Here is a 26,394-nt window from a genome sequence, read left to right as displayed (position 1 = left end):
AATAACGGCCCGTGTTAGGTCTGGCGGGCGTTATAGACGGTTTCGTTGAGCTCACCTTCGCTCTTACCTACTAGGGTTGTTACCATTAAATCACCGGCGACATTGACACTGGTGCGCGCCATATCAAGAATGCGGTCAATCCCTGCGACGACCGCGATCGCTTCGAGCGGCAGGCCAACCTGCGCCATGACAATCGAGAGCATAATTAAGCCAGCACCCGGTACGCCCGCGGTGCCAATCGAGGCCAGCGTGCCGGTGGCAACAATCATACCGTAGTCCATCATGCTCAAATCAGTACCGGTCATCTGGGCGATAAACAGCACCACCACGCCTTGGTAAAGCGCTGTGCCATCCATATTGATGGTGGCGCCTACCGGTAGCACAAACCCCGAAACACCTTCGGAAACGCCAAGGTTTTTCTGCGCACAGCGGATAGATATGGGCAGGCTGCCGGCAGAAGAGGCGGACGAAAATGCCACCACAATAGCGTCCAGGCTACCCTGCAAGTAACGCATGGGGTTTAAGCGCCCAATCAGATAGATAAAGCCGGAGTAGATCAGCAGGACGTGGAGGATGCTGGCGAGATACGCGACGCCAATCAGCTTGGCCAGCGGCAGCAGTATCTCTAAGCCGTATTGGCCCGAGACGTGCGCGATCAAGCCAAATACGCCAAAGGGTGCAAAGGCCATCACAATACCCGTGAGCTTGTACATGGCTTCGGCGAAGCTGTCGAACACCTTCATCACCGGCTCGCCTTTATCGCCAATGAGCGTCAGTGAAATACCCAGGCCAATGGCAAACACAATGATCTGCATAATGTTGCCGTTGGCCAGGGCGTCCAGCGGATTGCGTGGCACTAAATCAACCAGAATAGAGATCAGCGACGGGGCTTCGTTTGCAGCAATTTCGCTATCGAAGCTTAAGTTGACGCCTACCCCCGGCTGCAGCAAAGTAGACAACAGCATACCGATGCTGATGGCAAAGGCCGTGGTGATCAAATAGAGCGTAATCGTCCGGGCACCAATGCGACCCATTTTCTGTGGGTCGCGCATCGAGGTAATGCCCACCACCAGCGTAGAAAACACCAGCGGCACAATCAGCATCATAATCGCGTTGATAAAAATATCGCCGAGTGGCTTAAATACGCTGGCGGTCTCGCCCAGCATAGCCCCCGCTAGAATGCCTAGCGCTAAGCCGGCCAAGATCTTTTTCCATAAGGCTATTCTTCGCCACCAGGCAAATTTTCCTTGCTGTGTTGCTTCTGGCACTGCCCACCTCCTATCAAAGTGTAAAGGCCTATCCTTAGGTGATTCGCCAGTCGAATCGCCGGGCACTTTATCACTTTTGGGAAATGATGGGGCGCGGACGTGGAGCTAAACACGAGCCTGATGCTACCAGTCATGGCTCCTTGCCGCGCTTTTGCCTACAATAGGCGCCTTTATGCACGCGCGTTGGCGCGATGCTCTTATTATTTTCAGGCCAAGGGACAGGATTCATGCTCGATCCGAAACTGCTGCGCGGTGATCTTGACACGGTTGCTCAACAACTGGCCCGCCGGGGCTTTGTGCTTGATAAAGCGGGGCTGCAGGCGTTGGAGTCGCGCCGCCGCGAGCTGCAAACGCAAACCGAGCTGTTGCAAAGCGAGCGTAATACGCGCTCTAAAGCGATTGGTAAAGCGAAGGCAAGCGGTGAAGATATTCAGCCGCTGCTGGATGAGGTCAGCGATTTAGGCGATCGTTTGGACGCTGCCAAGCTAGAGCTGGCCGCTGTGCAGGCCGAATGGGATGATGCGATTAGCGGTATTCCCAACCTGCCACATGACAGCGTGCCGGAAGGTAAGAACGAAGACGATAACGTTGAACTGCACCGCTGGGGTACGCCCCGCGAATTTGATTTTACCGTTTTAGATCACGTTGATTTGGGTAAGCAGTCGGGTTATCTCGATTTTGAACTGGCGGCTAAGATTACCGGTGCTCGCTTTGCAGTGATGCGTGGGCCTATCGCGCGGCTGCACCGTGCATTAGCGCAGTTTATGCTGGACACCCAAACGGAGCAGCACGGTTACGAAGAGTGCTATGTGCCGTATATGGTGAACCGCGATTCGCTAATGGGGACCGGCCAGTTGCCTAAGTTTGGCGAAGACCTATTTAAGCTGGATGATGAGCGCGGGTATCATTTAATTCCTACCTCAGAAGTACCGCTGACGAACTTCGTTCGCGATGAAATTGTTGAGCAGGCGGCACTGCCGATGAAGCTTACGGCGCATACGCCGTGTTTTCGCGCTGAAGCAGGCTCGCACGGTCGCGATACTCGCGGCATGATTCGTCAGCATCAATTCGATAAAGTTGAAATGGTTCAGATTGTAGAACCTGAGAACAGCTATACGGCACTTGAAGAGATGCGTGGCCACGCCGAGGCTATCTTACAGGCGCTAGCATTGCCGTATCGTGTGGTAACGCTGTGTACCGGGGATATGGGGTTTGGTGCGACGAAAACCTACGATTTAGAGGTGTGGCTGCCGAGTCAGGAAACGTATCGGGAGATTTCTTCGATCTCAAACTGCGAGGATTTTCAGGCGCGGCGCATGCAGGCGCGTTATCGCCATCCAGATTCGAAGAAGCCGCAGTTGCTACATACGTTGAACGGTTCAGGGTTGGCAGTAGGGCGCTGCCTGCTGGCGGTGCTTGAAAACCACCAGCAGGCGGATGGCTCGGTAATTATTCCTGAGCCGCTACGTCGCTACCTTGGCGGTTTGGAGCGTCTGGCCCTTTAAGCGCCCACTCAACGCTAACGCCGGCATCAATACGGATGGTGCCGGGGCTGTAGTCACTGGCGCCGCCGGATTGGCTAGCATCGGCAGAAGCACTTTCAGCACGCATCATCATGCGCGGTTGGAAAATCGGTGACTGGGTTTCTTCAATGCGCTGCACGTGGTCAAGTTCGGCATCTAAGCTACCTGCCATTAGGTTCGCTTTATGCTGAGCTTTTTCAAGGGCTTTAACCAACGCTTCGTCAGTGGCTGAGTCGCGGTCCTGTAAATCGAACTGAACGCCATCTAGCGCGTTGACGCCAGCAGCGATCAGTGCGTCTAACACTTCGCTTAACTGATCTAGGTCCGTTAGCTCAACGGTGACCGGGCGTTCAAGGCGAGTGCGCTGCAAGGTTTCATGCTCGCCGTCTTCGTTACGCTGCCCTTGAACGTGCTCGGGATAGACATTTAATGAGCCTGCATTGATGGCGCTGCGTTCGAGGCCGGTCGCTTCCATCTGCTCAATTAATTCGCGGGCGCGGGTCTCCAGGCGCTCACGTGCATCGGTTAGTGCGCTACTATCACTTTCTTCTAGAGTGGAAAGCGCGGGAGTATTTTCCCATAGTCGAGCATTAAGCGTCGCTTTGTCAGGTTCTACCTCAACCCATGACTGTGCCTGCACATGCAGGCTGGGTGGCGCTTGGTGAGGGGGCGATGCTTGAGCAAGAGGTGCGCTAAGCAGTGCCACTAGAGCACCGCCTAGCAGGCTGTAACGCAGCCGATTAGAAGCAAATCGTTGAGTTCGTAGGGATGTCGCTATCATATGAAATGTCCTTGCTGTCGGTAGGCTAATGTTAATTATCTTCAATGCTTGGAAACGCATTGGAAAGGAAAGTTCAGTGCTGAAGAATGGATGCAAAACAGTTGCTTATTGCTTGCACGGTTAGTGCATTATCGTGCTGGTAATCACTATGAATATGACAACAGTCTAGGGATGGGTTTATGTCGAAATTATCGGACGAGGATTATCGTACGGTTCCGCTTCATGCCACCTTGGCACTCGCCTCGCTGGTAGTGATCGTTGCGGGAATGAAGGTTGGGTCTGATTTGCTGGTGCCACTGCTGCTGGCAATATTTATTGCCGTCGTATGTACCTCTCCGGTGCAATGGCTACACCGCTGTGGCTTGAGTTTGCGCTTATCGGCTTTTCTCACCTTAATGGTGATGTTGGGGTTTCTTTCGCTTATCGGCTTGCTGGTGGTGAATAGTTTTAGCACTTTTTTGGCCGCGTTGCCGGATATTGAGTCTCGGCTCTACGAGCAGTATTGGAATTTGCTCAATGCACTGTCTGCGCACGGTATGGCCGTTAATCCAGATCAGGTGAACTCAATGTTTGCCATGGATGATGAAGACTCTTGGGTGCCAACCTTGCTAGGAGAGATAGGCAATCTCTTCATGCAAAGCTGTATCGTCGGATTACTAGTCATTTTTATGCTGTTTGAGACGCTCAATTTTCGCGATAAAATCTCGCGAGCGCTTGAAAATCCTGCCCCGAGCTTAAAGCGATTCAGCGAATTTAGCTTAACGTTAAAGCGTTACTTAGCGGTCAAAACCGCGATTAGCCTGACCACTGGGGTGCTGGTTTGGCTTTCATGCGTCATCATTGGCGTCGAGTTTGCATTGCTGTGGGGGGTATTGGCCTTTGCCCTAAACTTCATTCCGAATATCGGTTCTGCGCTAGCGGCTATCCCGCCGGTACTCTTGCTGCTGGTTGCTCAAGATGGCGGTGCTTTTCAGGCAATGCTTTTAGCCTCGGCTTACTTGGTCATCAACTTTGTACTTGGCAACTTGATTGAGCCGCGGGTGATGGGGCAGGCGTTGGGGCTTTCTACCTTTGTCGCATTTTTATCACTGGTAGTATGGGGCTGGATCTTTGGTGCTGCGGGGATGCTGCTCTCAGTGGTGCTTACGATGACATTGAAGATCGCGCTGGATAGTCATCCGCAAACCCGATGGATGGCGCGCTTATTAGGGCCTGGAAAGCGTCGTTTAAAAGATACTAGGGTTAGCGATGCACGGCTGCCGCCATGGAAGCGTGAAAAATAGTGTAAAGCGCGAGGGGAAGAGAATGACTACCGCCGACTAGGTCGGCGGCGGTTTCACGTGCTAGGCGCATTCATTAAGCGTTTTGTTCAATGAACTGCGTCAGTTGTGATTTGGATTGTGCGCCAACTAATGAAGCAACTTTGGTGCCAGATTTGAAAAGCATGACGGTAGGAACGCCGCGCACACCTTGCTCAGCGGCAATTTCAGGTGCGTCGTCGACATTGACACTGACCACTTTCAGGCTGTCTTGACGTTCAGTAGCCACTTCATCAACGACCGGGGCCATCACTTTGCACGGCCCACACCACGGCGCCCAGAATTTCATCAGCACAGGCTGTTCAGCGTTGAGGACTTCTTGCTCAAAATTGGCGTTGGTGACATCAACATTATTAGCCATTTGATTCTCCCGTTTGCGTTGCTCTTACTGTTTCGTTGCCTCAAATGGAGCAACGGTCATTACGCGATCAATTGGCGCTCTTTCACAGCGCTTCCTGTTTATCACGATAATCGTGGGCAGATGTTAGCGTTCGCGAAGGTTGCTGGCAAATTTCCTGTGCGGTAAATGATCACAAAAGTAGAAATTAATGAGTGCCTGTCAGGCGATTTTTTTATACTATAAAAGTATTATCAATGTGTTTTTTATTCTATCTGGTATTATGTAGGGCGCTGTCGCCAAGGCGATGACTGAACGCATCGCCGCTGCAGGGTCAGAATGAACGCCCAGGCATGGTCTGTATAGACAACAAATAAGGTGAGGATATGAAGCTACAACAGCTCCGCTATATCTGGGAAGTCAGTCGGCATAACCTGAACGTCTCAGCCACAGCACAAAGCCTATTTACCTCACAGCCAGGTATCTCTAAACAAATTCGTTTATTAGAAGACGAGTTAGGTGTGGAGATTTTTGCCCGTAGCGGTAAGCACCTGACACGAGTGACATCGGGCGGGCAGTCGATTATTGATCTGGCTGGCCAAGTTCTGCGCCTCACGGATAATATCAAGCAGGTGGCCCAAGAGCATAGCGATGAGCGTCGGGGAAGCTTGGCAATCGCGACGACGCATACCCAGGCGCGCTATGCATTGCCGCCGATTATCAGCGAATTCACTTTAAAGTATCCTGATGTGGCACTGCATATGCAGCAGGGTAATCCGAAACAGATCGCGCAAATGGTCAGTGAAGGGCAGGCAGATTTTGCTATTGCCACTGAGTCATTAGAGCTGTTTACCGACTTAGTGCTGCTGCCGTGTTATCGCTGGAATCGCTGTGTACTGGTACCTAAAGGCCATCCGTTAGCAACCCACCAGGGGGCTTTAACGCTTGAAGCGTTGGCTGAGCATCCGCTGGTCACTTACGTTTTTGGCTTTACCGGACGCTCGCAGCTAGACGATGCCTTTAAAGCTAAAGGGCTCTCGCCCAATGTTGTGCTGACGGCGGCAGATGCCGACGTGATTAAAACCTATGTGCGGTTGGGAATGGGGGTCGGAATAGTGGCCCATATGGCGGTCGATGAGGCGATTGATACTGATCTTGTCGCCCTGGATGCCAGCCACTTATTCGCCAGCTCTACAACCAAAATCGGCATTCGTCGCGGTACGTTTATGCGTGGCTACATGTATGACTTTTTACAGCGCTTTGCGCCGCATTTAACCCGTGATCTCGTCGATGAAGCGTTAACGGCAGGTCCACGTCATGAACAATCTTTGTTTGATGACATAGACCTGCCTGAGTATTAATGCTGTAAGTATTTATTCTGTGAATACTAATGCTGTAAGTGCAGTCCGCATTCGCGCTTCTCTTCAACCTTGGTCGGGTCGAAGTAATCGAAGTTGTTGGGTAGGCCATGCGCTTCTAGATACTGGTACATGTCCTTTGCACTCCACTGCAGCAGCGGGGCCACTTTCAATAGGCCATCGCTGTTACGGCTGACCGGCTGCATTTTAGCGCGCTCAGGGGTATCTTCAGCGCGTAGCGCGGTGAACCATACGTCGGGCTGCATTTCACTCAGTGCGCGCTCGAAGGGCTCAAGTTTTACTTCTTGCGTAAAGACCGCGTGGCGCGAGTCATCTATGCCCGGCATGGGGCCATCCAACGCTTCGCGATGGGCGCGGGTACGGCGAGGTAAAAAGCTAATAACCTTTAAATCGAGCTGTTGGATAACCGTATCGGCAAATTGGTACGTGGCCTCGGTGTTATAGCCGCTGTCCATCCATACGATAGGAATGTCGGGGCGCACCTGGCTTACCATATGCAGAATCACCGCCTCAAAGGGGCGAAAGTTAGTGGTGCAGATAGGTCGCGCGCCCTGGGACAGCGCCCATTCAATTAGCCCTTGGGGGTTATTGGCGAAGTCGCGGTTAATCGCTTCAAGCTCTGAGGACATATGGCCTCCTATTCAGGTGTAGAGTCATCGCTGCTAAGCTCATCAGCCGCTAGGCTATCAAATTCAAGTCAGGTTCCCCCAATACCGTTTGGTTAGGCTTTTATATTCCTTTTTGATATTTTATTTGCGTTGCTTATTCCAAAGCCTCGATGAGGTGACGGATTTTATCCAAGGTCTCGGTATACTCCTCGTCGGCTTGAGAGTCGGCCACTAATCCTCCACCACCCCATACGTGTAGTTTCCCAGCCTCTGCCACCATTGTGCGGATAGCGATAGACGTATCCATGCTGCCGCGCACATCCACGTAGCCCAAGCTGCCACAGTAGACGCTTCTCTTGCAGGGCTCTAACTCGTCGATGATCTGCATGGCGCGAATTTTCGGTGCGCCGGTAATTGAGCCGCCGGGAAAGGCGGCTTTGAGAAGCGTCAGAGGGTTACAGTCATCGGCTAACGTTCCCTGCACCACGCTGACCAAATGGTGAACGTTAGGATAGCTCTCTAAATGACATAGTTGCGGCACGCGAATAGAGCCTGGTAGACACACGCGGCCTAGGTCGTTGCGGAGTAGATCGACAATCATGACATTTTCAGCGCGATCTTTGCGGCTGCTCAGAAGCTGCTCAGCTAGCGCCTTATCCTCGTCGGGCGTTTGACCACGAGGACGAGTGCCCTTAATCGGGCGTGTTTCCACTTGACCATCGCGGCTTTGAATAAAGCGTTCAGGCGAAAGTGACAGCACGGCTTTGTCATTCCAGGTCATAAAGCCTGAAAAAGGCGTTGGTGTTGCTTTTCGCAACAAAAGGTACGCCTGCCATTCATCCCCTTGATAGTCAGCATAAAAGCGCTGAGCCAGATTGATTTGATAGCAGTCGCCTGCGCGAATATAGCGCTGAACGGCATCAAAGCGCGTGACGTACTCGGCATGGCTCTGCTCAGCCTTAAATGTGCTGCTCAATGTAAAAACGCTGTCTTGCATTGGCTCTTGAGCAAGCCAGCTTTCTACTTCCTTACGGCGCTCTGGTGTGGCGATTAACCATGCCTGTTGGGCTGCGTGGTCAAACGTGATGCACCAGTCGTAAAGCCCTAGGCGCGCCTGGGGTAGTGATACAGCGCTGGTTTTCAGGCCCGAGATAGACAGCGTATTACGGCCTAAGTCATAGCTCCAGTAGCCAATCAGGCCACCTAGGAAAGGTAGCTCACTAGGCTGATTAGGGATTGCAAGCTGATCTAATAGCCACTGCTGATGTGCGAACGCATCGTTGGCCAGCTGAGCCGGAGGGCTAAGCTGGTTGGATTCCACGCTCACTATGCCATCGCCACTCACTTCAAGAGTGGCGAGCGGGTCACTGCTAAGAATGTCGAAGCGGCCGCTGGCGATAGGTCGGCCGCTATCGAGCAGAACGGCGCCAGGGCGTTTGCGCAGGCAGGCGAATGCACCTAAAGGGTCGGTCGAATAGGGCAGGGCAGTAATCGTTAATGCCTTGATCATGAAGCAAACGCCTAACCAGTTAAGAGGGGCGTGACATTTTAGAGGGGCTTGCCAAATGACGCCAGCGCTAGGCTTCGACGCCTTTTTCACGCACTGGCGAGTTCAAGCAAAAAAGGCGGTGTCACGGCAGTGTGTTTAAAATGGCGCGATTGTTGACAAGTCTGTTTCGGATAAGTCTATTTATACGACGAAAGACGCATAAAATCGGCTGGCTCGCCTGGTTGACGGTGCAGTTTGCACGCGCTAGAGTTTGTTTACTTTTCAATTGTCGACAATTATCTATGGCAACACTTACTTCTCATTCCTCTACCGCCGCTGCTGCGCTATCTGAAACGGCGGGCGAACAGGGCGCTCCTTTCGTAATCGCCGCTTCAACTGCAACGTTGCCGGAAGTTCGTACCCTTGCAGAGCGGGTATTTCACCAGCTTCAGGATGCCATTGTGCGTGGTGAACTGGCGCCAGGCAGTAAAATTACCGAGCCCGGGCTTTCGAAAACTTACGGTATCTCACGCGGACCGCTACGCGAGGCGATGCGGCGCTTAGAGGCACACCGTTTAATTGAACGCGTTCCTCACGTGGGCGCGCGCGTGGTTCAGCTTTCCATGAAAGAGCTTTTAGAGCTTTTTGATCTGCGCGAAGCGTTGGAAAGTATGGCCGCTAGGCTAGCCGCTGAGCATATGTCAGCAGCAGAGGTTCAAGGCTTGCGTGATGTGTTGGCGCTACATGAAGGTCAAGCCGATCTGCAACGAGGCGAGGCCTATTATCAACGTGAAGGTGACCTTGATTTTCACTACTGCATCGTTCAGGGCAGCCACAATAAAATGCTGATGAACCTTCTGTGCGATGACCTCTACTATTTAGTGCGCCTGTATCGCACCCAGTTTAGTGCCAGCGGCACCCGCCCGCAGCGCGCTTTTGTGGAACACCACCGTATTGTAGATGCTATCGAAGCAGGTGATGCGGAGCTAGCAGAGCTGCTGATGCGCCGCCATGTAAGCGCTTCTCGAGCCAATGTGGCTGACCGCTATGCAGCAGCCCTAGAACAGTCCACATCTACATTGCAGCGTTAAAAATAGCTAACAATAACGACACATTAAATAGGAGAAATGTTCCATGTTACAGATGACTCCCGGCGCTCGTTTCCGCGCCGCGCTTGAAGCCAATCGCCCGCTGCCCATTTTAGGCACCATCAATGCATACACCGCGCTGATGGCGGATAAAGTGGGCCACCAGGCGATTTATCTTTCCGGTGGTGGCGTTGCTAATGCTTCTTTCGGCCTTCCAGACCTGGGTATGACCACCATGAACGACGTGGTCGAAGATGCTCACCGGATCTGCGGCGCTACTGAACTGCCGCTGCTGGTAGACATCGATACAGGCTGGGGAGGCGCTTTCAATATTGCGCGCACGGTTAAAGAGATGCAGCGTGCAGGCGTTGCTGCCATTCACATGGAAGATCAGGTCGCTCAGAAGCGCTGTGGTCACCGCCCGAATAAGGCAATTGTGTCTCAGCAGGAAATGGTGGACCGCATCAAGGCTGCTGCCGATGCCAAAATCGATCCCGATTTTTATTTGATTGCGCGCACCGATGCGTTTCAAAAAGAGGGCCTGGATGCGGCCATTGAGCGCGCAAATGCCTGTATTGAAGCCGGCGCTGACGCGATCTTCGCTGAGGCGGTACACACGCTGGATGATTACAAAGCTTTCTGTGAACGCGTCAACGCGCCCATTTTAGCCAATATCACCGAGTTCGGCGCCACGCCGCTATTCACGCAAACAGAGCTGGGCGAGGTCGGCTGCCGCATGGTGCTCTATCCACTTTCTGCGTTTCGCGCCATGAATGCGGCGGCGCTGCAGGTGTATCAAAGTATTCTGGATAACGGCCACCAAAAAGAGGTGGTGCCATTGATGCAGACGCGCGACGAGCTTTACGATTTTCTGAATTACCACGATTTTGAGCAGAAGCTGGATGCGTTATTCGTTGAGCAAGGCGATGGCCAATAAGCGTTACACCAGTGTCGTGAGCCCAAGGTAATCGCTAACTGCGCGCTCACAAGATACCTCCATAAAATTCTCAAAATAAAAGTAGCGATAGGAGACATACCATGGCTGATAAACCCGTGACAGGTGCAGGACTACGTGGTCAGAGCGCTGGCAGTACTGCGCTATGCACGGTAGGTAAAACAGGCTCGGGCCTGACCTACCGTGGATTTGATATCAAAGAGCTGGCTGAAAAAGCCAAATTTGAAGAAGTGGCTTACCTGCTGCTAAAGGGAAAACTGCCCAATCAAGCCGAGCTGAGTGAGTACATTAGCAAGCTGAAAAGCCTGCGTGGGCTACCCGATGCGCTTAAGACCGTGCTCGAGCAGATTCCCACAGATGCGCATCCTATGGATGTGATGCGCACAGGTGCCTCAATGCTGGGCAATCTGGAAACCGAGGAGAGCTTCGATCAGCAGCAGGATGTCTCAGACCGCCTGTTAGCGGTGCTGCCCTCTATCATTTGCTACTGGTATCGTTTCTCCCACGACGGCGTGCGCATCGATACTGAAACCGACGATAACTCCGTAGGCGGTCATTTTCTCAATATGCTGCGCGGTAAACCGGCCTCTGAGCTGCATGCGCGAGTAATGAACGTATCGCTGATTCTATATGCCGAGCATGAATTTAATGCCTCTACCTTTACGGCTCGTGTGTGTGCCTCAACGCTTTCTGATATGCATTCCTGCGTAACCGGGGCGATTGGTTCGCTGCGTGGCCCGCTGCATGGCGGTGCGAATGAAGCCGCCATGGCGATGATTGAGGATTGGCAGTCGCCGGAAGAGGCGGAAACCAAGATCCTGGGCATGCTTGAGCGCAAAGACAAGATCATGGGCTTTGGGCATGCGATTTATCGTGAGTCTGACCCTCGCAACGCGATTATCAAGCACTGGTCGAAAAAGCTCTCTGACGATGTGGGCGATGATGTCCTGTACGCCGTTTCCGAGCGTGTTGAAGCGGTGATGTGGCGCGAGAAGAAGCTGTTCTGTAATGCTGATTTTTTCCACGCTAGCGCTTATCACTTTATGGATATTCCCACCAAACTGTTCACGCCGATTTTTGTCATGTCGCGCGTCACCGGCTGGGCGGCCCATGTGTTTGAACAGCGCGCTAACAATCGCATAATCCGTCCGAGCGCTGATTATACGGGCCCTGAGAAGAGTGAGTGGGTGCCGATTGAAGCACGTCGCTAGTCGACTAAGCTCAGCTTACTGTTCATTCACCTAGCGACATTAACTAGCTATATCAGGCTAGCTGTCCGGCAGCTTTGGCTGCCGGCGTTGTTTTTTTCTCCCCTCGCTTGCTATGAGTGCGTCTGCTATGAATACCGATTACCGAAAACCGCTGCCTGGCACCGAGCTTGAGTTCTTTGATGCTCGCGAGGCGGTTGAAGATATCCAGCCCGGTGCCTATGCACAGCTGCCTTATACCTCCCGCGTGCTGGCTGAGCAGCTGGTACGCCGCTGCAATCCTGAACTACTGACCGATGCACTCAAGCAGTTGATTGAGCGCAAGAGTGACCTGGATTTTCCTTGGTACCCAGCCCGCGTGGTTTGCCATGACATCCTCGGCCAGACTGCCTTGGTCGATTTAGCCGGGCTGCGCGATGCCATTGCCGAGAGGGGCGGTGATCCCGCCAAGGTGAACCCCGTTGTACCGACACAGCTAATTGTTGACCACTCGTTGGCAGTGGAGCACGCAGGATCAGAAGAAGGCGCCTTTGAAAAAAATAGAGCGATTGAAGATCGTCGTAACGACGATCGCTTCCACTTTATTAACTGGACTAAGACAGCCTTTGAAAATGTCGATGTCATCCCGCCGGGTAATGGCATCATGCATCAGATTAATTTGGAAAAAATGTCGCCGGTGGTGCAGAACCGCGATGGCATTGCCTATCCAGATACCTGTGTGGGCACCGACAGCCACACGCCGATGGTCGATGCGCTGGGCGTGATCTCAGTGGGTGTAGGTGGGTTGGAGGCCGAAAGCGTCATGCTGGGTCGAGCATCCATGATGCGCCTACCGGATATTGTGGGCGTAGAGTTAACCGGTAAGCTGCAGCCGGGTATAACCGGCACGGATATGGTGCTGGCGATTACCGAATTTCTGCGCAAACAGCGGGTAGTGGGGGCCTACTTAGAATTTTATGGCGAAGGGGCTGATGCGCTGACCGTGGGCGATCGCGCCACAATTTCGAATATGACGCCTGAGTACGGTGCCACGGCGGCGATGTTCTATATCGACGGCCAAACCATCGATTATTTGAAGCTTACCGGGCGTGAAGATGATCAGGTGGCGCTGGTAGAAACCTATGCCAAACACACCGGCTTATGGGCAGACAGTCTAGCTGACGTTACCTACGAGCGAGTGCTGACCTTTGATCTTTCTTCTGTACATCGCACCCTAGCGGGGCCGTCTAATCCTCACGCTCACCTACCCACCTCAGAGCTTGTTGAACGTGGTATTGCCGTAGGGCTTGATGCCGCACGTGAAGAAGAGAAAGCCGGCAAGATGCCTGATGGCGCGGTTATTATCGCCGCTATCACCAGCTGCACCAATACGTCTAACCCGCGTAACATGGTGGCGGCAGGGCTGATTGCTCGCAACGCCAATCGACTGGGCTTATTGCGCAAGCCGTGGGTAAAGTCATCGCTGGCGCCTGGCTCGAAAACCGTCAAGATGTACCTGGAAGAAGCTGGCTTAATGAGTGAGCTGGAAACTCTCGGCTTCGGCGTCGTTGCCTACGCTTGTACCACCTGCAACGGGATGTCCGGGGCGCTTGATCCGACTATTCAGCAGGAAATTATTGATCGCGACCTCTATGCGACGGCCGTTCTTTCCGGCAACCGCAATTTCGATGGTCGCATTCATCCTCATGCCCAGCAGGCTTTTTTAGCATCACCGCCGCTGGTCGTCGCCTACGCTATTGCTGGCACAATACGCTTTGATATCGAAAAGGATGTGCTGGGTATCGATCAAGCAGGCAATCCCGTTACCTTGAAAGATATATGGCCGGCCGATGAAGAGATCGACGCCATTGTTAAAGCCGCGGTGAAGCCCGAGCAGTTCCGGCAGACCTATATTCCTATGTTTGACCTGGACAAAAGCGCCCGTACCCTGGTGAGCCCGCTTTACGACTGGCGCCCTGAGAGTACCTATATCCGCCGCCCGCCGTATTGGGAGGGCAACATGGCCAAAGAGCGCACGCTTAAGGGAATGCGCCCATTGGCAATCTTGCCTGACAATATCACCACCGATCACCTGTCGCCCTCTAACGCTATTCAGTTGAACAGCGCTGCGGGCGAGTATCTGGCCAAAATGGGCCTGCCTGAGGAAGACTTCAATTCCTACGCCACTCACCGCGGTGATCATCTAACCGCCCAGCGCGCCACTTTCGCTAATCCTAAGCTGTTTAATGAGATGGTGCGCGCGGCTGATGGCAGCGTAAAGCAGGGTTCGCTGGCGCGAGTTGAGCCCGAAGGTGAGGTGACCCGCATGTGGGAAGCCATCGAAACCTATATGGCGCGCAAACAGCCGTTAATTATTATTGCCGGCGCGGATTACGGGCAGGGGTCTTCGCGGGATTGGGCGGCCAAAGGCGTTGCGCTGGCGGGCGTCGAAGCGATTGCCGCCGAAGGCTTTGAGCGTATTCACCGCACTAATTTAATTGGTATGGGCGTAATGCCTCTGGAGTTTGAAGCGGGCACCACGCGTATGACGCTGGGTTTAGATGGCACTGAAATATTTGATGTCGAAGGAGCGGCTGCGCCCGGTGCGATGCTCACGCTGGTCATTCATCGAAAAAATGGTGAAAGCGAGCGTGTGGCGATGAAGTGTCGCCTAGATACCGCGGAAGAAGTATCGATTTACACCGCCGGCGGCGTCTTACAGCGCTTTGCCCAGGACTTTCTTGAATCAACTGCCGCTTAGCTTTTAGGAGATAGCATTATGGCCAGTACGCCACAAATAAAAATACCGGCGACCTACATGCGTGGAGGCACCAGTAAAGGCGTGTTTTTTAAGCTCAGCGATTTACCTAGCGTGGCGCAGAAAGCCGGGCCCGAGCGGGACCGGCTATTGCTGCGAGTGATTGGCAGTCCCGACCCTTATGAAAAGCAAATTGATGGAATGGGAGGCGCAACGTCGAGTACCAGCAAAACGGTGATTCTATCTAAAAGTGAGTCTTCCGAGCACGATGTGGACTACCTCTTTGGGCAAGTTTCAATCGATAAACCGGTGGTTGACTGGAGCGGCAACTGCGGCAATCTTTCGGCGGCAGTAGGTCCCTTCGCGATTGCCAATGGCCTGGTGGAGGCTGCCCGCATTCCAGAAAACGGTTTGGCTGAGGTGCGAATTTGGCAGGCCAATATTCAGAAAACTATCGTGTCTCAGGTGCCTATTGTGAATGGGCAGGTGCAGGAAACCGGTGACTTTGAACTCGATGGCGTGACTTTCCCTGCTGCTGAAATTGCGGTGGCCTTTATGGACCCCGCTGATGGTGAAGGGGCGATTTTTCCTACGGGCAATCTTATTGATGATCTGGATGTGCCAGGCGTGGGCAAGTTAAAAGCCACGCTGATCAATGCAGGCATTCCTACGGTGTTTATCAATGCGGCAGACGTTGGATATACCGGGGCAGAGCTGCAGGATATGATTAATAGCGATAGCCGCGCGCTTAAAATGTTTGAAGCCATTCGTGCTTACGGCGCCGTACGTATGGGGCTGATCAACGATGTGAGTGAAGCTGCCCATCGACAGCACACGCCGAAAGTGGCGTTTATTGGGCCCCCTGTAGATTACGTCTCCTCTAGTGGGAAGCCTGTGCAGGCCGCCGATATTGACTTGCTGGTGAGGGCGTTCTCGATGGGTAAGCTGCACCATGCCATGATGGGTACCGCTGCGGTGGCCATTGCGGCGGCTGCCGCCATTGAGGGCACGCTGGTTAATCTGGCCGCTGGAGGTGATAAGCGTCAGGCGGTTACCTTTGGCCATCCTTCGGGCAGTTTGCGTGTTGGCGCTGAAGCCAATCTGGTTGACGGACGCTGGCAGATTGATCAGGCCATCATGAGCCGTAGCGCGCGGGTACTGATGGAGGGCGTCGTGAGAATTCCCGGTGACAGCTTTTAGGCCATACTGAATAGGCGGTTATCCATTAGGAGAGCACTATGTCCACTAGAGCACCCGCAACATCCGAAGCCAATGAGCGCCCGGACTATGATCCTGAGCTACAGGCTATTGCCGACTACGTATTGAATTATCAGGTAGCCTCTTCTGAGGCCCTGGAAACAGCGCGTTACTGCCTGATGGACACGCTAGGTTGTGGGCTGCTAGCGCTACGCTTTCCTGAATGCACGAAGCATCTGGGGCCCATTGTTGAAGGCACTATGGTGCCATTTGGATCTCGAGTGCCGGGCACCTCGCTACGCTTAGACCCGGTTAAGGCAGCGTGGGATATCGGCTGTATTATCCGCTGGTTGGACTACAACGACACTTGGCTAGCCGCCGAGTGGGGTCACCCTTCCGATAATCTCGGCGCGATACTCGCCGTTGCCGATCACCTTTCCCAGCGGCGGGTTGCTCAAGGCGAAGCGGCCCTGGTGATGCGCGATGTGCTCAATGCCATGGTCATGGCCCATGAGATACAGGGCGTGTTGGCGTTGAATAATAGCTTTAATCGCGTGGGGTTAGATCACGTGGTGTTAGTGAAGGTGGCGTCTACCGCGGTGGCCGCCAAGCTTTCCGGAGCCAATCGAGAGCAGATGCTTTCAGCGCTTTCTCATGCCTGGGCCGATGGCCAAAGTCTGCGAACGTATCGTCATGCGCCGAACGCGGGTTCACGTAAAAGCTGGGCGGCCGGCGATGCTACCTCGCGAGGCGTACGCTTGGCTGATATCGCCTTGCGGGGTGAAATGGGCATTCCCAGTGTGCTCTCGGCACCGCAATGGGGCTTCTACGATGTACTGTTTAGCCATGCCAATAAAGATCTAAGCCTGAAGCCAGCGGCTGAGCGGCGTTTTCAGTTTCAGCGCGAATTCGGCAGCTATGTGATGGAAAATATCTTATTCAAGATTTCTTTTCCCGCCGAGTTCCACGCGCAAACGGCTTGCGAGGCTGCCGTGGCGTTACACCCGCAGGTTAAAAATCGCTTGGCCGATATTGATAAAATTGTGCTTACCACGCACGACTCGGCGATTAGAATTATCTCCAAAACCGGCGCGCTAGCTAATCCCGCGGATCGTGATCACTGCTTGCAATACATGACCGCAGTCCCGCTTATCTTCGGCGCACTTAGTGCTGAACACTATGAAGATAGTTTCCATGTGGCGAACCCGTTGATTGATGAATTGCGCAGTAAAATGCAGGTAAAAGAGAACCCTGAGTATTCGGCCGATTATTATGATCCGGAAAAACGTTCGATCGCTAACGCCGTGCAGGTTTTTTTCACCGATGGAAGCGCAACTGATAACGTTGCCGTGGAATACCCGGTTGGCCATCGGCGTCGGCGGGAAGAGGGGATGCCGCTCCTGATCGATAAGTTTAAACATCACCTGGCGACGCGGTTTGCAAAAGATCGCTGCCATAAAATTGCGCAGTTATGCAGCGATCAGATAGCGCTGGAGCAGCTGCCGGTTCATAAGTTTATGGATGCGTGGATGATATAAGTGCCGCTATCAATAATGCCCGGCGCGTCTCGGCGCTACCGGGCAGCTATTTATCAGGGCTAGTTTATTAGAGCTGATTCATTAGAGTTAGCTCATCAGAACTAGGTTCATCAGGACTAAGTTCATCAGGACTATTGTTTCAATCTTCAAAGGTTACCTGGTCGCGCATGCGATCAACGGTGGCTGATCCAATGCCGCTTACGCGAGTAAGGTCGTCCGCGCTATCAAACGCACCGCTGGCTTGACGTTCTTCAATGATGGCCTCTGCTCTGCTTGGGCCAACGCCCGGCAGCTCTGCCAGCAGCTCAGCGTCGGCAGTGTTAACATTGATGGGGGCCAGTTGCTGCGCTAGAACGTTGCTTGAAAGTCCTAAACTGACGCTTAGCAGTAGTGCTACTAACATTCCTTTAAGTGTCATGTTCATCTTGTGATCCTTTTAATAACGGTTGTTAATGAAATTTTTTAATAAATAGTGCCGGCGCCATGTAATAAAGAGCTTTACCGTTGTAAACAATAAATATCATCTCAATAAACGTCGCGCCATAGTTAACTTAGCGCTATATGTGGAGTGATTATGTCAGCGATGTGTGACAGCAGTTGTAAGTTTTTCGCTACGGGAATATGGCAAATGGCTTACAAACTCAGGGCGCGAGAAGAGGGGGGAGGCTGATATAATGGCTGAAAACGTATTTGGAGCAACGTTGTGGCCACTGATTCCCCGATTATTATTGCGCTAGACTATCCCTCGTTAGATGCTGCTTTGTGCATGGCTGACCAGTTAGATCCTGCCCGCTGCCGGGTGAAAGTCGGTAAAGAGCTGTTTACGCGCAGTGGGCCTGCGGTGCTTGATGCTCTACACGGGCGCGGCTTTGAAGTGTTTCTGGATCTTAAGTTTCACGATATCCCTAACACCGTGGCGAGTGCCGTACAGGCGGCTGCGGAGCAGGGCGTGTGGATGGTCAATGTGCACGCCAGCGGTGGCCGGCGGATGATGGAAGCGGCCGTCCAGCGTTTAGAGCAACAGCATTTAACGACTCACCTGATTGCCGTTACTGTATTAACCAGTATGCAGGCCGATGATTTGGCCGATATCGGTATCAATATCTCGGTCAAGGAGCACGTAGAGCGCTTAGCACTGCTGGCGCAACACAGCGGCCTTCAAGGTGTTGTGTGTTCGGCACAGGAGTCTGCTGACATTCAAACGCTGTGCGGCGATGCCTTCTTGAAAGTGACGCCTGGCATTCGACCTACGTTTGCATCGGTTGATGACCAGCAGCGGATCATGACGCCTAGCGCAGCTATTGAAGCAGGCAGCACGCACTTGGTTATCGGCCGTCCTATCACGCAAGCTGATGATCCTATGGCCGCGCTACATATGGTTGAAGAGGAGTTGGGTCAGCGCTAAGTCAAAGCAAGTGCACAGGTGGGTTAGGAGGTGGAAGTGGCTAATGGCGAGATGCTATTCACCTTCTACGCCAATAATGGGCTTTATCGTTCCCCAGTAACGACAGCTGGGGCACTGCCATTGAAGCGCATCACTAGCAAGGCCGCAGCGTTGACAGCGGTGGCGCGTGCGGTTTAGAAGCAGCGCATCAGTATGATGTTTAAGCAATAGCAGGCGCGTATCAGGGGCTTCTTTGCCACTTTGTCGCTGGCTTTCAATGTAAAGATCGATTAAGTAGTCCAGCCCGCCTAGGCTAGGCACGGCGCGCAAGCGCTCGCCGACCAACGTAATGGCTTTGTCGACCCCGTCACGTTGATGAACGAGCTCCCCCAGCGCAATGATAATACTGGTATAAGGTGCTTGCTCAAGCAGTCGAAACAAGTGTGCTTCATAGCCCGCTTCGTCATCTTGGCGTAAGTAGGCGCGTTTAAGCGCCGGCAACATAGTCGGTATGTGTGTGGTTTCTTGATGCACTATGCAATCCAGCCGCTCAATGGCGCGGCCATAATGGCCGTTATCCATCTCTAGGTCAGCCAGTAGCAGGGTAGCGCGAACGCAGTTTTCGTCCAGTTGAAGCGCTTTTTTGAGGTGCCTTTTCGCCAGTGCCCGGCTGGCTTCACTGATTTCTTCGAGCGCTAACTCGCATAGCCAATGGGCTGCGGGGCGTCGCATTGCCGGGCGCTGTTTGAGTATGGGCTGAATTACTTCTAACGCATCTCGCCATGCTTTTTCACGCTCTAATAAATCGATGAGCAGCTGTTTGGCAGCATAGCGGTGATTATCGTCGGTGCTATTTTCCAGCAGAGTATTAAGCAGGCGTTGAGCTCGGTCATGGACGCCGAGTGCCATGAAGTCGCGAGCAAGCTCTAGCTGGATCTGTTCGTTGGTATGCTGAGGGAGCTCTGGGCGGGCTAACAAGTTTTGGTGAATGCTTACCGCTTTATCAGCCTCGCCTCGGGCGCGAAATAATTTGCCCAGGGCAATGTGCGTATCTACGGTGTCGCTGTTCACCGCCAGCACGTTAATGAAGGTATTAATGGCTTCGTCAGGCTGCTCGTTAAGCAGGTAATTGAGCCCGACGAAGTAATCTCGCGATAAGACCTGCGAAGTCGGCGCGGACGATGGATGCTGCTGCCGGCGGCGCGTAGCCTGCCGGTAACCTAGCCCGTAGCCGATAGCAATAGCGGTGAGTAATACGCCTAGCAGCGCAGTATCCAGCATTTATGCCAGTTCCTTGAACTCCTGGGTACGCAGACTATCGAGTTCCTTACGCTGCTGCTTATTATGCCGCTGGCTGCGTGCTAGCGTTGCTTTCAGTCGCACGTAAACACCTAACATCGCGAGCATGCCCAGCAGAACGCCAAAGACTAATGTTGCTAGCAGCCAGACCGAAAGCGATACTGCCGGTAGCTCTAGCCAAATTAGATTCAAGGCAATCGTTTGCTGATTATTGACGGCAAACAGGATGCCTACCAGTACGACTGCCAGCAAAATAACGGCTAAAATCAGCCCTTTTATCCAACGCATGAGAGTTCCCTAGTCTGTGACATTCACGGTAGCTCTATTGTGTACGACTCAAGGCCCGACGTCATCCCAGATTCGGTCGGGTAGTGTAATAACTGATCGCTAGTAGCCAAGAGCGCGGCTAGCGTCGACCTGCTCACGCAGCTCTTTTCCCGGCTTAAAGTGCGGCACATACTTGCCTTCTAAATCAACGGCATCGCCCGTTTTGGGGTTGCGCCCAACCCGCGGCTCTCGGTAGTGCAGCGAAAAGCTGCCGAAGCCGCGGATCTCAACGCGACCGCCACTCGATAGTGCGTCGGTCATATCGTCTAGAATAATGCGCACCGCCGTTTCAACATCTTTGGCGGATAACTCCGGTTGACGCATCGCGATTTGTTCGATTAATTCAGATTTAGTCATCGGTTAGCTCCCTGCGAACATTGAAGGCCGTGACGCGCTCCCGACCTCACTAACATCAAATTCAGCATACTGCGCTATTGAATATAAAACAATTCAGATAAAACAAGGTTCTAGACCCATTAGCAGCATAGGCGAAGTGTGGCGCTGGCGCGACCCTGTAGCTTAGGTATACTGGCTTTTCATTTTTGTGATCTTGAGAGGCTGACGTTGAGCGACGACACATCCCCTGCAGCTGTACGCCGCAAGCGGCTTTATTGGCACTCCCGCCGAGGTATGAGGGAGCTTGATTTGCTGCTAATTCCGTTTCTTGAGCAACGCTTTGATCAGCTTAGTGATGCGGATAAGCTGGCCTATGAGCAATTAATTGAAGGTGAGGACCAGGATCTTTTTGTCTGGCTCATGCATCGGGAGTGGCCTGAAGAAGCCAGCCAGCGTCGCATTGTACAAATGATTGTTGAACATGCTGAAACCACCGATAATTCTGCCTATCGCACCCTCTAACTATTGGCTGTCAGCACAATGCTGCCTTTTTACTGGATTGGCGGCGCTGGGCTATTGGGTCGGCGGTGCGTTAGCGCTGATGCTGGTGAGTACGCTAGGGGCTATCGGCCTCTGGCGTGCTTACACTCAAGCACCTAAAGGCGTGCTTAGCCTTAGTTCAACGGCATCGTCATGCTATGGCCGCTGGCTGCTACCGTTTGATCCAGAGCAGTCGGCGGGTAGCCGCCCATCACTTGGCGATGAATATCAAGTGCGCTGCGACTACTTGGGGCCTTGGTTGATCGGTCTTTACGTGGGAAAGCAGAGGATTTGGCTTTGGCCGGACAGTGCGCCGCCAGAGCGCTTGCGTGAAGTAAGGCGGCTATTTCATCGTCCCGGGCGCTAGATGCATGCTTGAGAGCATTGAAGCGGTGGGTTTAGGCTGCTGATGAGGCCAATCGGTCGTGAAATGCAGGCCGCGTGACTCACGTCGCTGCTGGGCAGCCAGTACTGTCAATATGGCCAGCTGCAGTGCCTGAATTAGGCGACGGCCTTCTGGGGCTGCTTGGATGCCTTCAAGTCCTTCCGCGCTGTTTAACAGCGCCTTTAGCTGCTCCATGGCCGTTTTTAATCCCGCATTGCTGCGCACAATGCACACATGCTGGCTCATCACTTGACGCATGCGCTGGCGAATGTCCTTCAGTGCCGATTGAGAAATAGCGGACGCCGCAGGTTGGGCGGGAGGACGATATTCATCGCGGTGTAAGCCTTTGTCTTGTTTTTGCGCGCAGGCTAATAGTGCTTGTGCGCAGCTCCTAGCAAACACCAAACACTCAAGCAGCGAGTTGCTTGCCATTCGGTTAGCTCCATGCAGGCCTGTGCATGCCGTTTCACCAATGGCATAAAGGTTAATAACGCTGGTAGCGCCTTGCAGGTTGGTGGCGATGCCGCCGCAGCTATAGTGGGCGGCAGGCACCACAGGGATAGCTTGCTGGGTAATATCAATGCCCCGAGTGATGCAATGAGCTTGAATGGTAGGGAAGTGGTGGCGAATGGCCTCGGTGCCTAGATGACGAATATCCAGCCACACGTGGCCGAGCGTGCCGCGCTGTATCTCAGTATCAATAGCGCGGGCGACGATATCGCGAGGCGCCAGCTCGGCGCGTTGATCCAGCGCCAGCATAAAGCGCTGCCCGGTTTCATTTAGCAGGTGTCCACCTTCGCCCCGCACTGCCTCGCTGATCAAAAAGGCGGGGCCTTCAGGGTCAAATAAGCAGGTCGGATGAAACTGCTGAAACTCCAAATTCATTAGCTGGGCGCCCAGCTCGGCGGCCATCATCATGCCTTCGCCGCTGCTTGGGGTTGGCGTTGTGGTGTGTTGATAAAGCCCGCTGGCACCGCCGGTGGCGATAACGGTATGGCGTGCCGTAATCGAGTGCCACTGTTGGTTAAGATCACTGCCATAGGCGCCTCGACACCTACCGCTATCATCTTGTGATAAGCTAACGATTGTTAGGTCGTTGCGCTGCATAATCCGTGGATGCTGTGCGACCTTATCTAATAGCGTCTCTACCACGGCGCGCCCCGTGGCGTCATCTGCGTGGATGATGCGTCGGGCATTGTGGCCACCCTCACGAGTCAGATGATACGGGTAGCGTGCGTCAGGGTCGGTCTCAGGCGTAAAAGGAACGCCTTTATCGATCAGCCACTGAATGGCGGAGGGGCCGTTGGCGACGGTAAACCGAACGGCCTCTGTATCGCACAGGCCATCCCCCGCAACCAGCGTATCGTTAATATGTGCTTCGAGGTTGTCGTCAGGTGAAAGAACCGCGGCAATACCGCCCTGTGCCCAGCGGCTGGCCCCTTGGTCGTCTTGAGCAGGGCGCACGAGCATTACTGACAGGTGGTCAGCAATGTCCAGAGCAAGCGTTAACCCGGCAACGCCGCCGCCAATGATCAGTACGTCGGGTGTTGGCGTGCTCATGATGCCCGCTCCTTATTGTTGGTTCGCGTGCTTGCCGGATGTCAGTTCACGGTCAGTGTCTAGGCGAACGAAAGCCGAGCATCATAGCGTGACAATGACTAAATGACGATATTGCTGAACGCAAAATAGGCCCTGCAAGCGTTCGCCTGGGGCAATAAGAATAGCTAACTCAATAGAAAGGAGGGCAGCCAAAAGCTGAAGAGAAATGAAGAGTCAAACAAAAGAAATGGTGCCCGGAGCCGGACTTGAACCGGCACGGGGTTTCCCCCGAGAGATTTTAAGTCTCTTGCGTCTACCGATTTCGCCATCCGGGCAAATCATTGCAATGTTGTTTCAAATTTTTTTCAAAAAAACTTTGAAAAATGGTGCTTTGAAAAGCCATTGCTACACGAGAAATGTGGAGGCTGGAGTCGGAATCGAACCGGCGTACACGGAGTTGCAGTCCGCTGCATAACCACTCTGCCATCCAGCCTCAAGAGTCATTGGAGCGGGAAAGGAGATTCGAACTCCCGACCCTCGCCTTGGCAAGGCGATGCTCTACCACTGAGCTATTCCCGCTCGACTCGATGGCGAATTATACGGATCACCACCGAGTTGTCAATCAATCAATCTTAGATTGTTACTTATTTATTTATCAGCAGCTTACACGGAGCGACTAGTTACATCGAACGGCTGAGATGCGGCCAGGCGGCTTTTAGATACTGAATCATTGACCAGAGCGTTAGAGCAGCGGCGACATACACTACGACAACGCCTACCAGCGCAAGCGGGTGCGCTGGCGGGAAAGCCAGTAGAATGAGTAAGGAGACCATTTGTAGCGTTGTTTTGAGCTTGCCAACCCATGATACAGCCACCATGCCACGCTTGCCCATTTCCGCCATCCATTCTCGCAGAGCTGAAATAACAATTTCCCGGCCGATAATGACGAGGGCGGGAAGCGTTAGCACTAACGTGTCGTAGCGTTCAATTAATAGTGCCAGGGCCACCACGACCATGAGCTTGTCGGCCACAGGATCTAAAAAAGCGCCAAACGGCGTTGACTGATTCCAGCGGCGTGCTAAATAGCCGTCCAGCCAGTCAGTAATCGAGGCTAGGCCAAATAGCCCCGCTGCCACGGGCATGCTCCAGTTGAACGGGAGATAAAACAGCACCACGAGTAGCGGGATGAAGGCGATTCTCGCCAGGGTCAGTATGTTGGGTATATTCATCGCAGGAAGCGATCCTTGCTGGAAATCATAGGATTCGAAATGTTTGGAGTCATTCTATCCCCCTTAGCCGATAGCATCCATGCTAACAGGATGTTTATCCGTTTAACGCCCGGTAAATACTTTCGGCGAGTGCCGCATTGATACCCGGTACGCGTATAAGTTCATCGCGGCTGGCTTTTTGTACGCCTTGTAGGCCGCCAAAAAAGCGTAATAACTCTCGTCTACGTTTAGGGCCAACGCCAGGAATGTCTTGTAGGGTAGACGTGCGTCTTGCTTTGTCGCGCTGGGCGCGATGTCCGGCAATCGCAAAGCGGTGTGACTCATCCCGAATGTGCTGTATCAGGTGCAGCGCCGGCGAGGAGGGGTCTAGGTTGAGGGGGTTGTCCGCTGTTTCTAAGAATAGGCTTTCAAGCCCCGCCTTACGCGTTGTGCCCTTGGCAACCCCGAGTAGAATGATATTGGTAATATCTAATGCTTTAAACACGCCGCGAGCCATGTTGAGCTGACCTTTACCGCCATCGACAATCAAAATGTCGGGCGCCACCGCTTCGCCACTTTTTACCCGTTTTAGGCGGCGTGTCAACGCTTGCTGCATGGCTGCGTAATCATCGCCTGCGGCTACTCCTTCAATGCGAAAATGCCGATAGTCACTTTTACGCGGCCCCTGGTGATCAAAGACAACGCAGGAGGCAACGGTGGCTTCGCCATGGCTGTGGCTAATATCAAAGCACTCAAGGCGCTGGGGTATTTCGTCTAGCTCCAGTGCTTTCTGTAAGGCGCTAAAACGTTGGGTCAGCTGCGTTTGGTTGGCGAGATGTGACGCCAACTGCTGTTCTGCGTTAGTAATAGCGAGTTGCTGCCACTGGGCACGGTGACCGCGCACCTGGCTAGTCACCCGGATTCGTTTGCCCGCCTGCTGGGTCAGCGCTTCGGCAATCAGATCGCTGTCCTCTAACGGATGGCTGGTGATGACTTCGCTGGGCACGTTATGCGGTTGACCAAAATAATATTGGCTGACGACTTCCGTCAGCAGTATCTCAATCGGCAGGTCTAGATCGTTTTTCGGCGTGTGATGGCGCGCGCCCAGTAGTCGGCCATCGCGAACGCTTAGAACAGAAACGCCCAGCGCACCGGGGCGCGTGGCAAGCGCGAAAATATCCGCATCGCCGCCGCCGGTGTCGACAAACTGGCGCTGTTGAAGCTGGCGCAACTGCTGTACTTGATCCCGAAGGCGTGCGGCTTCCTCAAAGTTTAGCGCTTTGCTGGCTGCCTCCATCGCGGCCACCAGTTCTTGGGTCACATTTTCACTTTTACCTTCTAAGCACATCACCGCATGTTCAAGGTCACGGCGGTAATCCTCTGCCGAAATATAGTCAACGCAAGGCGCGCTGCAGCGCTGGATTTGATACTGCAAGCATGGCCGCGAGCGATGCGCGAATACGCTGTCTTCGCAGTTGCGGATATGAAATATTTTTTGCATCAACGATAGGCTTTCGCGCACGGCTCCGCTGCTAGGGTAGGGGCCTAAATAGCGGCCATCGTCGCGCCGTTGACGTGCGCGCTTATACTCTAATGCTGGGTAAGCATGGCGGTCGGTGACAAACACGAAGGGATACGATTTGTCGTCACGCAACAAAATATTGTACGGCGGGCGCAGCTGTTTGATTAGCGTCTGCTCGAGTAGCAGCGCTTCTGTTTCCGTGCGTGTAACAGTGACTTGCACGTCGGCAATGCGGCCAACCATCGCCTGGGTTTTGGTGTTCAACTGGCCGCGGAAATAACTGGATAGGCGTGCTTTAAGGCGCTTGGCCTTACCGACATAAAGCGTATTGCTTTGTTCATCGAGCATGCGATAAACCCCGGGGGAGGTGCTCACGGAGCTCAAGAACTGTTTTGAATCAAAGGTCATATCAGCGTGTCGGTACCCG

Annotated in this window: 24 protein-coding genes and 3 tRNA genes; 12 read left to right on the top strand and 15 right to left on the bottom strand. The window is 53.4% G+C overall.

The genetic code is table 11. From position 1 onward, the window contains the following. Nucleotides 1-14 precede the first annotated feature (14 nt). Complete coding sequence (locus ACT3TR_RS09380) at nucleotides 15-1,268, bottom strand: dicarboxylate/amino acid:cation symporter (RefSeq protein ID WP_444625366.1); 1,254 nt, start codon at nucleotides 1,266-1,268, stop codon at nucleotides 15-17. Nucleotides 1,269-1,495: 227 nt separating this feature from the next. On the opposite strand from ACT3TR_RS09380, the gene serS reads away from it, so the two are divergent. Next, on the top strand, nucleotides 1,496-2,773 hold the full coding sequence (gene serS, locus ACT3TR_RS09375) for a serine--tRNA ligase (RefSeq protein WP_444625367.1): 1,278 nt from the start codon (nucleotides 1,496-1,498) through the stop codon (nucleotides 2,771-2,773). On the opposite strand, the gene ACT3TR_RS09370 is transcribed toward serS, so the two are convergent. Next, the gene (locus ACT3TR_RS09370; protein ID WP_444625368.1) at nucleotides 2,718-3,572 is read right to left on the bottom strand and encodes an SIMPL domain-containing protein; all 855 of its coding nucleotides are present in this window, start codon (nucleotides 3,570-3,572) and stop codon (nucleotides 2,718-2,720) included. The genes serS and ACT3TR_RS09370 overlap by 56 nt on opposite strands. Before the next feature lie 179 nt (nucleotides 3,573-3,751). On the opposite strand from ACT3TR_RS09370, the gene ACT3TR_RS09365 reads away from it, so the two are divergent. Further along, nucleotides 3,752-4,855 (top strand): AI-2E family transporter, encoded by a 1,104-nt coding sequence (locus ACT3TR_RS09365; RefSeq protein ID WP_441684221.1) that lies wholly within the window; start codon nucleotides 3,752-3,754, stop codon nucleotides 4,853-4,855. A gap of 73 nt (nucleotides 4,856-4,928) precedes the next feature. On the opposite strand, the gene trxA is transcribed toward ACT3TR_RS09365, so the two are convergent. Further along, nucleotides 4,929-5,252, bottom strand: coding sequence for a thioredoxin (trxA, locus tag ACT3TR_RS09360; protein ID WP_444625369.1), 324 nt, complete (start codon nucleotides 5,250-5,252; stop codon nucleotides 4,929-4,931). A gap of 362 nt (nucleotides 5,253-5,614) precedes the next feature. Here trxA and cysB point away from each other — a divergent pair, with 362 nt between their 5' ends. Then, nucleotides 5,615-6,589 carry an HTH-type transcriptional regulator CysB gene (gene cysB, locus ACT3TR_RS09355; protein WP_444625370.1) on the top strand — a complete coding sequence of 325 codons (975 nt, stop codon included), beginning with the start codon at nucleotides 5,615-5,617 and terminating at the stop codon, nucleotides 6,587-6,589. Nucleotides 6,590-6,615: 26 nt separating this feature from the next. On the opposite strand, the gene ACT3TR_RS09350 is transcribed toward cysB, so the two are convergent. Together ACT3TR_RS09350 and pabB are read right to left on the bottom strand one after the other, a co-directional pair. Next, nucleotides 6,616-7,236, bottom strand: coding sequence for a phosphoadenosine phosphosulfate reductase domain-containing protein (locus tag ACT3TR_RS09350; protein ID WP_096279139.1), 621 nt, complete (start codon nucleotides 7,234-7,236; stop codon nucleotides 6,616-6,618). Between the two features lie 133 nt (nucleotides 7,237-7,369). After that, complete coding sequence (gene pabB / locus ACT3TR_RS09345; protein WP_441684219.1) at nucleotides 7,370-8,725, bottom strand: aminodeoxychorismate synthase component I; 1,356 nt, start codon at nucleotides 8,723-8,725, stop codon at nucleotides 7,370-7,372. A gap of 281 nt (nucleotides 8,726-9,006) precedes the next feature. On the opposite strand from pabB, the gene ACT3TR_RS09340 reads away from it, so the two are divergent. The 6 genes from ACT3TR_RS09340 (at nucleotide 9,007) to ACT3TR_RS09315 (ending at nucleotide 17,427) form a co-directional block, all read left to right on the top strand. Continuing rightward, nucleotides 9,007-9,795: a GntR family transcriptional regulator gene (locus ACT3TR_RS09340; protein ID WP_444625371.1), complete on the top strand. Its 789-nt coding sequence runs from the start codon at nucleotides 9,007-9,009 to the stop codon at nucleotides 9,793-9,795. A gap of 43 nt (nucleotides 9,796-9,838) precedes the next feature. Beyond that, entirely contained in the window at nucleotides 9,839-10,729 is an 891-nt protein-coding gene (prpB, locus tag ACT3TR_RS09335; RefSeq protein WP_444625372.1) for a methylisocitrate lyase, read from the top strand. 101 nt (nucleotides 10,730-10,830) lie between these two features. Next, entirely contained in the window at nucleotides 10,831-11,958 is a 1,128-nt protein-coding gene (gene prpC, locus ACT3TR_RS09330) for a bifunctional 2-methylcitrate synthase/citrate synthase (protein WP_444625373.1), read from the top strand. 127 nt (nucleotides 11,959-12,085) lie between these two features. Next, a complete protein-coding gene (gene acnD, locus ACT3TR_RS09325; protein WP_444625374.1) occupies nucleotides 12,086-14,695 on the top strand; it encodes a Fe/S-dependent 2-methylisocitrate dehydratase AcnD in 2,610 nt (869 codons plus the stop codon). Nucleotides 14,696-14,713: 18 nt separating this feature from the next. Then, nucleotides 14,714-15,892, top strand: a complete 1,179-nt coding sequence (gene prpF / locus ACT3TR_RS09320) for a 2-methylaconitate cis-trans isomerase PrpF (RefSeq protein WP_444625375.1) — start codon at nucleotides 14,714-14,716, stop codon at nucleotides 15,890-15,892. 38 nt (nucleotides 15,893-15,930) lie between these two features. After that, nucleotides 15,931-17,427: a bifunctional 2-methylcitrate dehydratase/aconitate hydratase gene (locus ACT3TR_RS09315; protein WP_444625376.1), complete on the top strand. Its 1,497-nt coding sequence runs from the start codon at nucleotides 15,931-15,933 to the stop codon at nucleotides 17,425-17,427. A gap of 139 nt (nucleotides 17,428-17,566) precedes the next feature. Here the strand turns inward: ACT3TR_RS09315 and ACT3TR_RS09310 are convergent, their stop codons facing one another. Next, the gene (locus ACT3TR_RS09310) at nucleotides 17,567-17,851 is read right to left on the bottom strand and encodes a ComEA family DNA-binding protein (RefSeq protein ID WP_096279154.1); all 285 of its coding nucleotides are present in this window, start codon (nucleotides 17,849-17,851) and stop codon (nucleotides 17,567-17,569) included. A gap of 279 nt (nucleotides 17,852-18,130) precedes the next feature. Between ACT3TR_RS09310 and pyrF the strand changes: the two genes are divergently transcribed. Further along, nucleotides 18,131-18,832 (top strand): orotidine-5'-phosphate decarboxylase, encoded by a 702-nt coding sequence (pyrF, locus tag ACT3TR_RS09305; protein WP_096279156.1) that lies wholly within the window; start codon nucleotides 18,131-18,133, stop codon nucleotides 18,830-18,832. A 54-nt stretch (nucleotides 18,833-18,886) separates the two neighbouring features. Here pyrF and lapB read toward each other — a convergent pair whose 3' ends face one another. From lapB to ACT3TR_RS09290, 3 genes are all read right to left on the bottom strand, one after another. After that, nucleotides 18,887-20,092, bottom strand: a complete 1,206-nt coding sequence (gene lapB, locus ACT3TR_RS09300; protein ID WP_096279158.1) for a lipopolysaccharide assembly protein LapB — start codon at nucleotides 20,090-20,092, stop codon at nucleotides 18,887-18,889. Further along, entirely contained in the window at nucleotides 20,093-20,398 is a 306-nt protein-coding gene (locus ACT3TR_RS09295; protein WP_096279160.1) for a LapA family protein, read from the bottom strand. A 99-nt stretch (nucleotides 20,399-20,497) separates the two neighbouring features. Then, nucleotides 20,498-20,794, bottom strand: a complete 297-nt coding sequence (locus ACT3TR_RS09290; RefSeq protein ID WP_096279162.1) for an integration host factor subunit beta — start codon at nucleotides 20,792-20,794, stop codon at nucleotides 20,498-20,500. A 207-nt stretch (nucleotides 20,795-21,001) separates the two neighbouring features. On the opposite strand from ACT3TR_RS09290, the gene ACT3TR_RS09285 reads away from it, so the two are divergent. Together ACT3TR_RS09285 and ACT3TR_RS09280 are read left to right on the top strand one after the other, a co-directional pair. Further along, nucleotides 21,002-21,295: an FAD assembly factor SdhE gene (locus ACT3TR_RS09285; protein WP_444625377.1), complete on the top strand. Its 294-nt coding sequence runs from the start codon at nucleotides 21,002-21,004 to the stop codon at nucleotides 21,293-21,295. Beyond that, complete coding sequence (locus ACT3TR_RS09280) at nucleotides 21,255-21,680, top strand: hypothetical protein (RefSeq protein ID WP_444625378.1); 426 nt, start codon at nucleotides 21,255-21,257, stop codon at nucleotides 21,678-21,680. Before ACT3TR_RS09285 ends, ACT3TR_RS09280 begins: the two co-directional genes overlap by 41 nt. Here ACT3TR_RS09280 and nadB read toward each other — a convergent pair. From nadB to uvrC, 6 genes are all read right to left on the bottom strand, one after another. After that, nucleotides 21,657-23,258: an L-aspartate oxidase gene (nadB, locus tag ACT3TR_RS09275; protein ID WP_096279164.1), complete on the bottom strand. Its 1,602-nt coding sequence runs from the start codon at nucleotides 23,256-23,258 to the stop codon at nucleotides 21,657-21,659. The genes ACT3TR_RS09280 and nadB overlap by 24 nt on opposite strands. 227 nt (nucleotides 23,259-23,485) lie before the next feature. After that, nucleotides 23,486-23,572: transfer RNA gene (locus tag ACT3TR_RS09270), tRNA-Leu, on the bottom strand. Nucleotides 23,573-23,656: 84 nt separating this feature from the next. Next, a tRNA-Cys gene (locus tag ACT3TR_RS09265) sits at nucleotides 23,657-23,730 on the bottom strand. An 11-nt stretch (nucleotides 23,731-23,741) separates the two neighbouring features. Continuing rightward, nucleotides 23,742-23,816, bottom strand: a tRNA-Gly gene (locus ACT3TR_RS09260). Between the two features lie 101 nt (nucleotides 23,817-23,917). Further along, nucleotides 23,918-24,466 (bottom strand): CDP-diacylglycerol--glycerol-3-phosphate 3-phosphatidyltransferase, encoded by a 549-nt coding sequence (gene pgsA / locus ACT3TR_RS09255; protein WP_096279166.1) that lies wholly within the window; start codon nucleotides 24,464-24,466, stop codon nucleotides 23,918-23,920. Nucleotides 24,467-24,560: 94 nt separating this feature from the next. After that, on the bottom strand, nucleotides 24,561-26,375 hold the full coding sequence (gene uvrC, locus ACT3TR_RS09250) for an excinuclease ABC subunit UvrC (RefSeq protein ID WP_096279168.1): 1,815 nt from the start codon (nucleotides 26,373-26,375) through the stop codon (nucleotides 24,561-24,563). Nucleotides 26,376-26,394: the final 19 nt, after the last annotated feature.

It is taken from the genome of Halomonas sp. AOP12-B1-6, assembly GCF_052379225.1.
GTDB classification, from domain to species: domain Bacteria; phylum Pseudomonadota; class Gammaproteobacteria; order Pseudomonadales; family Halomonadaceae; genus Vreelandella; species Vreelandella casei.
This window is presented reverse-complemented; position numbering and strand designations above follow the sequence as displayed.

What these genes read in the sequence shown, in the direction of transcription:
- serS (WP_444625367.1), top strand. Translation starts at nt 1,496, where the DNA reads ATGCTCGATCCGAAACTGCTGCGCGGTGATCTTGACACGGTTGCTCAA.
- ACT3TR_RS09370 (WP_444625368.1), bottom strand. Translation starts at nt 3,572, where the DNA reads ATGATAGCGACATCCCTACGAACTCAACGATTTGCTTCTAATCGGCTG.
- ACT3TR_RS09365 (WP_441684221.1), top strand. Translation starts at nt 3,752, where the DNA reads ATGTCGAAATTATCGGACGAGGATTATCGTACGGTTCCGCTTCATGCC.
- trxA (WP_444625369.1), bottom strand. Translation starts at nt 5,252, where the DNA reads ATGGCTAATAATGTTGATGTCACCAACGCCAATTTTGAGCAAGAAGTC.
- cysB (WP_444625370.1), top strand. Translation starts at nt 5,615, where the DNA reads ATGAAGCTACAACAGCTCCGCTATATCTGGGAAGTCAGTCGGCATAAC.
- ACT3TR_RS09350 (WP_096279139.1), bottom strand. Translation starts at nt 7,236, where the DNA reads ATGTCCTCAGAGCTTGAAGCGATTAACCGCGACTTCGCCAATAACCCC.
- pabB (WP_441684219.1), bottom strand. Translation starts at nt 8,725, where the DNA reads ATGATCAAGGCATTAACGATTACTGCCCTGCCCTATTCGACCGACCCT.
- ACT3TR_RS09340 (WP_444625371.1), top strand. Translation starts at nt 9,007, where the DNA reads ATGGCAACACTTACTTCTCATTCCTCTACCGCCGCTGCTGCGCTATCT.
- prpB (WP_444625372.1), top strand. Translation starts at nt 9,839, where the DNA reads ATGTTACAGATGACTCCCGGCGCTCGTTTCCGCGCCGCGCTTGAAGCC.
- prpC (WP_444625373.1), top strand. Translation starts at nt 10,831, where the DNA reads ATGGCTGATAAACCCGTGACAGGTGCAGGACTACGTGGTCAGAGCGCT.
- acnD (WP_444625374.1), top strand. Translation starts at nt 12,086, where the DNA reads ATGAATACCGATTACCGAAAACCGCTGCCTGGCACCGAGCTTGAGTTC.
- prpF (WP_444625375.1), top strand. Translation starts at nt 14,714, where the DNA reads ATGGCCAGTACGCCACAAATAAAAATACCGGCGACCTACATGCGTGGA.
- ACT3TR_RS09315 (WP_444625376.1), top strand. Translation starts at nt 15,931, where the DNA reads ATGTCCACTAGAGCACCCGCAACATCCGAAGCCAATGAGCGCCCGGAC.
- ACT3TR_RS09310 (WP_096279154.1), bottom strand. Translation starts at nt 17,851, where the DNA reads ATGAACATGACACTTAAAGGAATGTTAGTAGCACTACTGCTAAGCGTC.
- lapB (WP_096279158.1), bottom strand. Translation starts at nt 20,092, where the DNA reads ATGCTGGATACTGCGCTGCTAGGCGTATTACTCACCGCTATTGCTATC.
- ACT3TR_RS09295 (WP_096279160.1), bottom strand. Translation starts at nt 20,398, where the DNA reads ATGCGTTGGATAAAAGGGCTGATTTTAGCCGTTATTTTGCTGGCAGTC.
- ACT3TR_RS09290 (WP_096279162.1), bottom strand. Translation starts at nt 20,794, where the DNA reads ATGACTAAATCTGAATTAATCGAACAAATCGCGATGCGTCAACCGGAG.
- ACT3TR_RS09280 (WP_444625378.1), top strand. Translation starts at nt 21,255, where the DNA reads ATGCTGAAACCACCGATAATTCTGCCTATCGCACCCTCTAACTATTGG.
- nadB (WP_096279164.1), bottom strand. Translation starts at nt 23,258, where the DNA reads ATGAGCACGCCAACACCCGACGTACTGATCATTGGCGGCGGCGTTGCC.
- pgsA (WP_096279166.1), bottom strand. Translation starts at nt 24,466, where the DNA reads ATGAATATACCCAACATACTGACCCTGGCGAGAATCGCCTTCATCCCG.
- uvrC (WP_096279168.1), bottom strand. Translation starts at nt 26,375, where the DNA reads ATGACCTTTGATTCAAAACAGTTCTTGAGCTCCGTGAGCACCTCCCCC.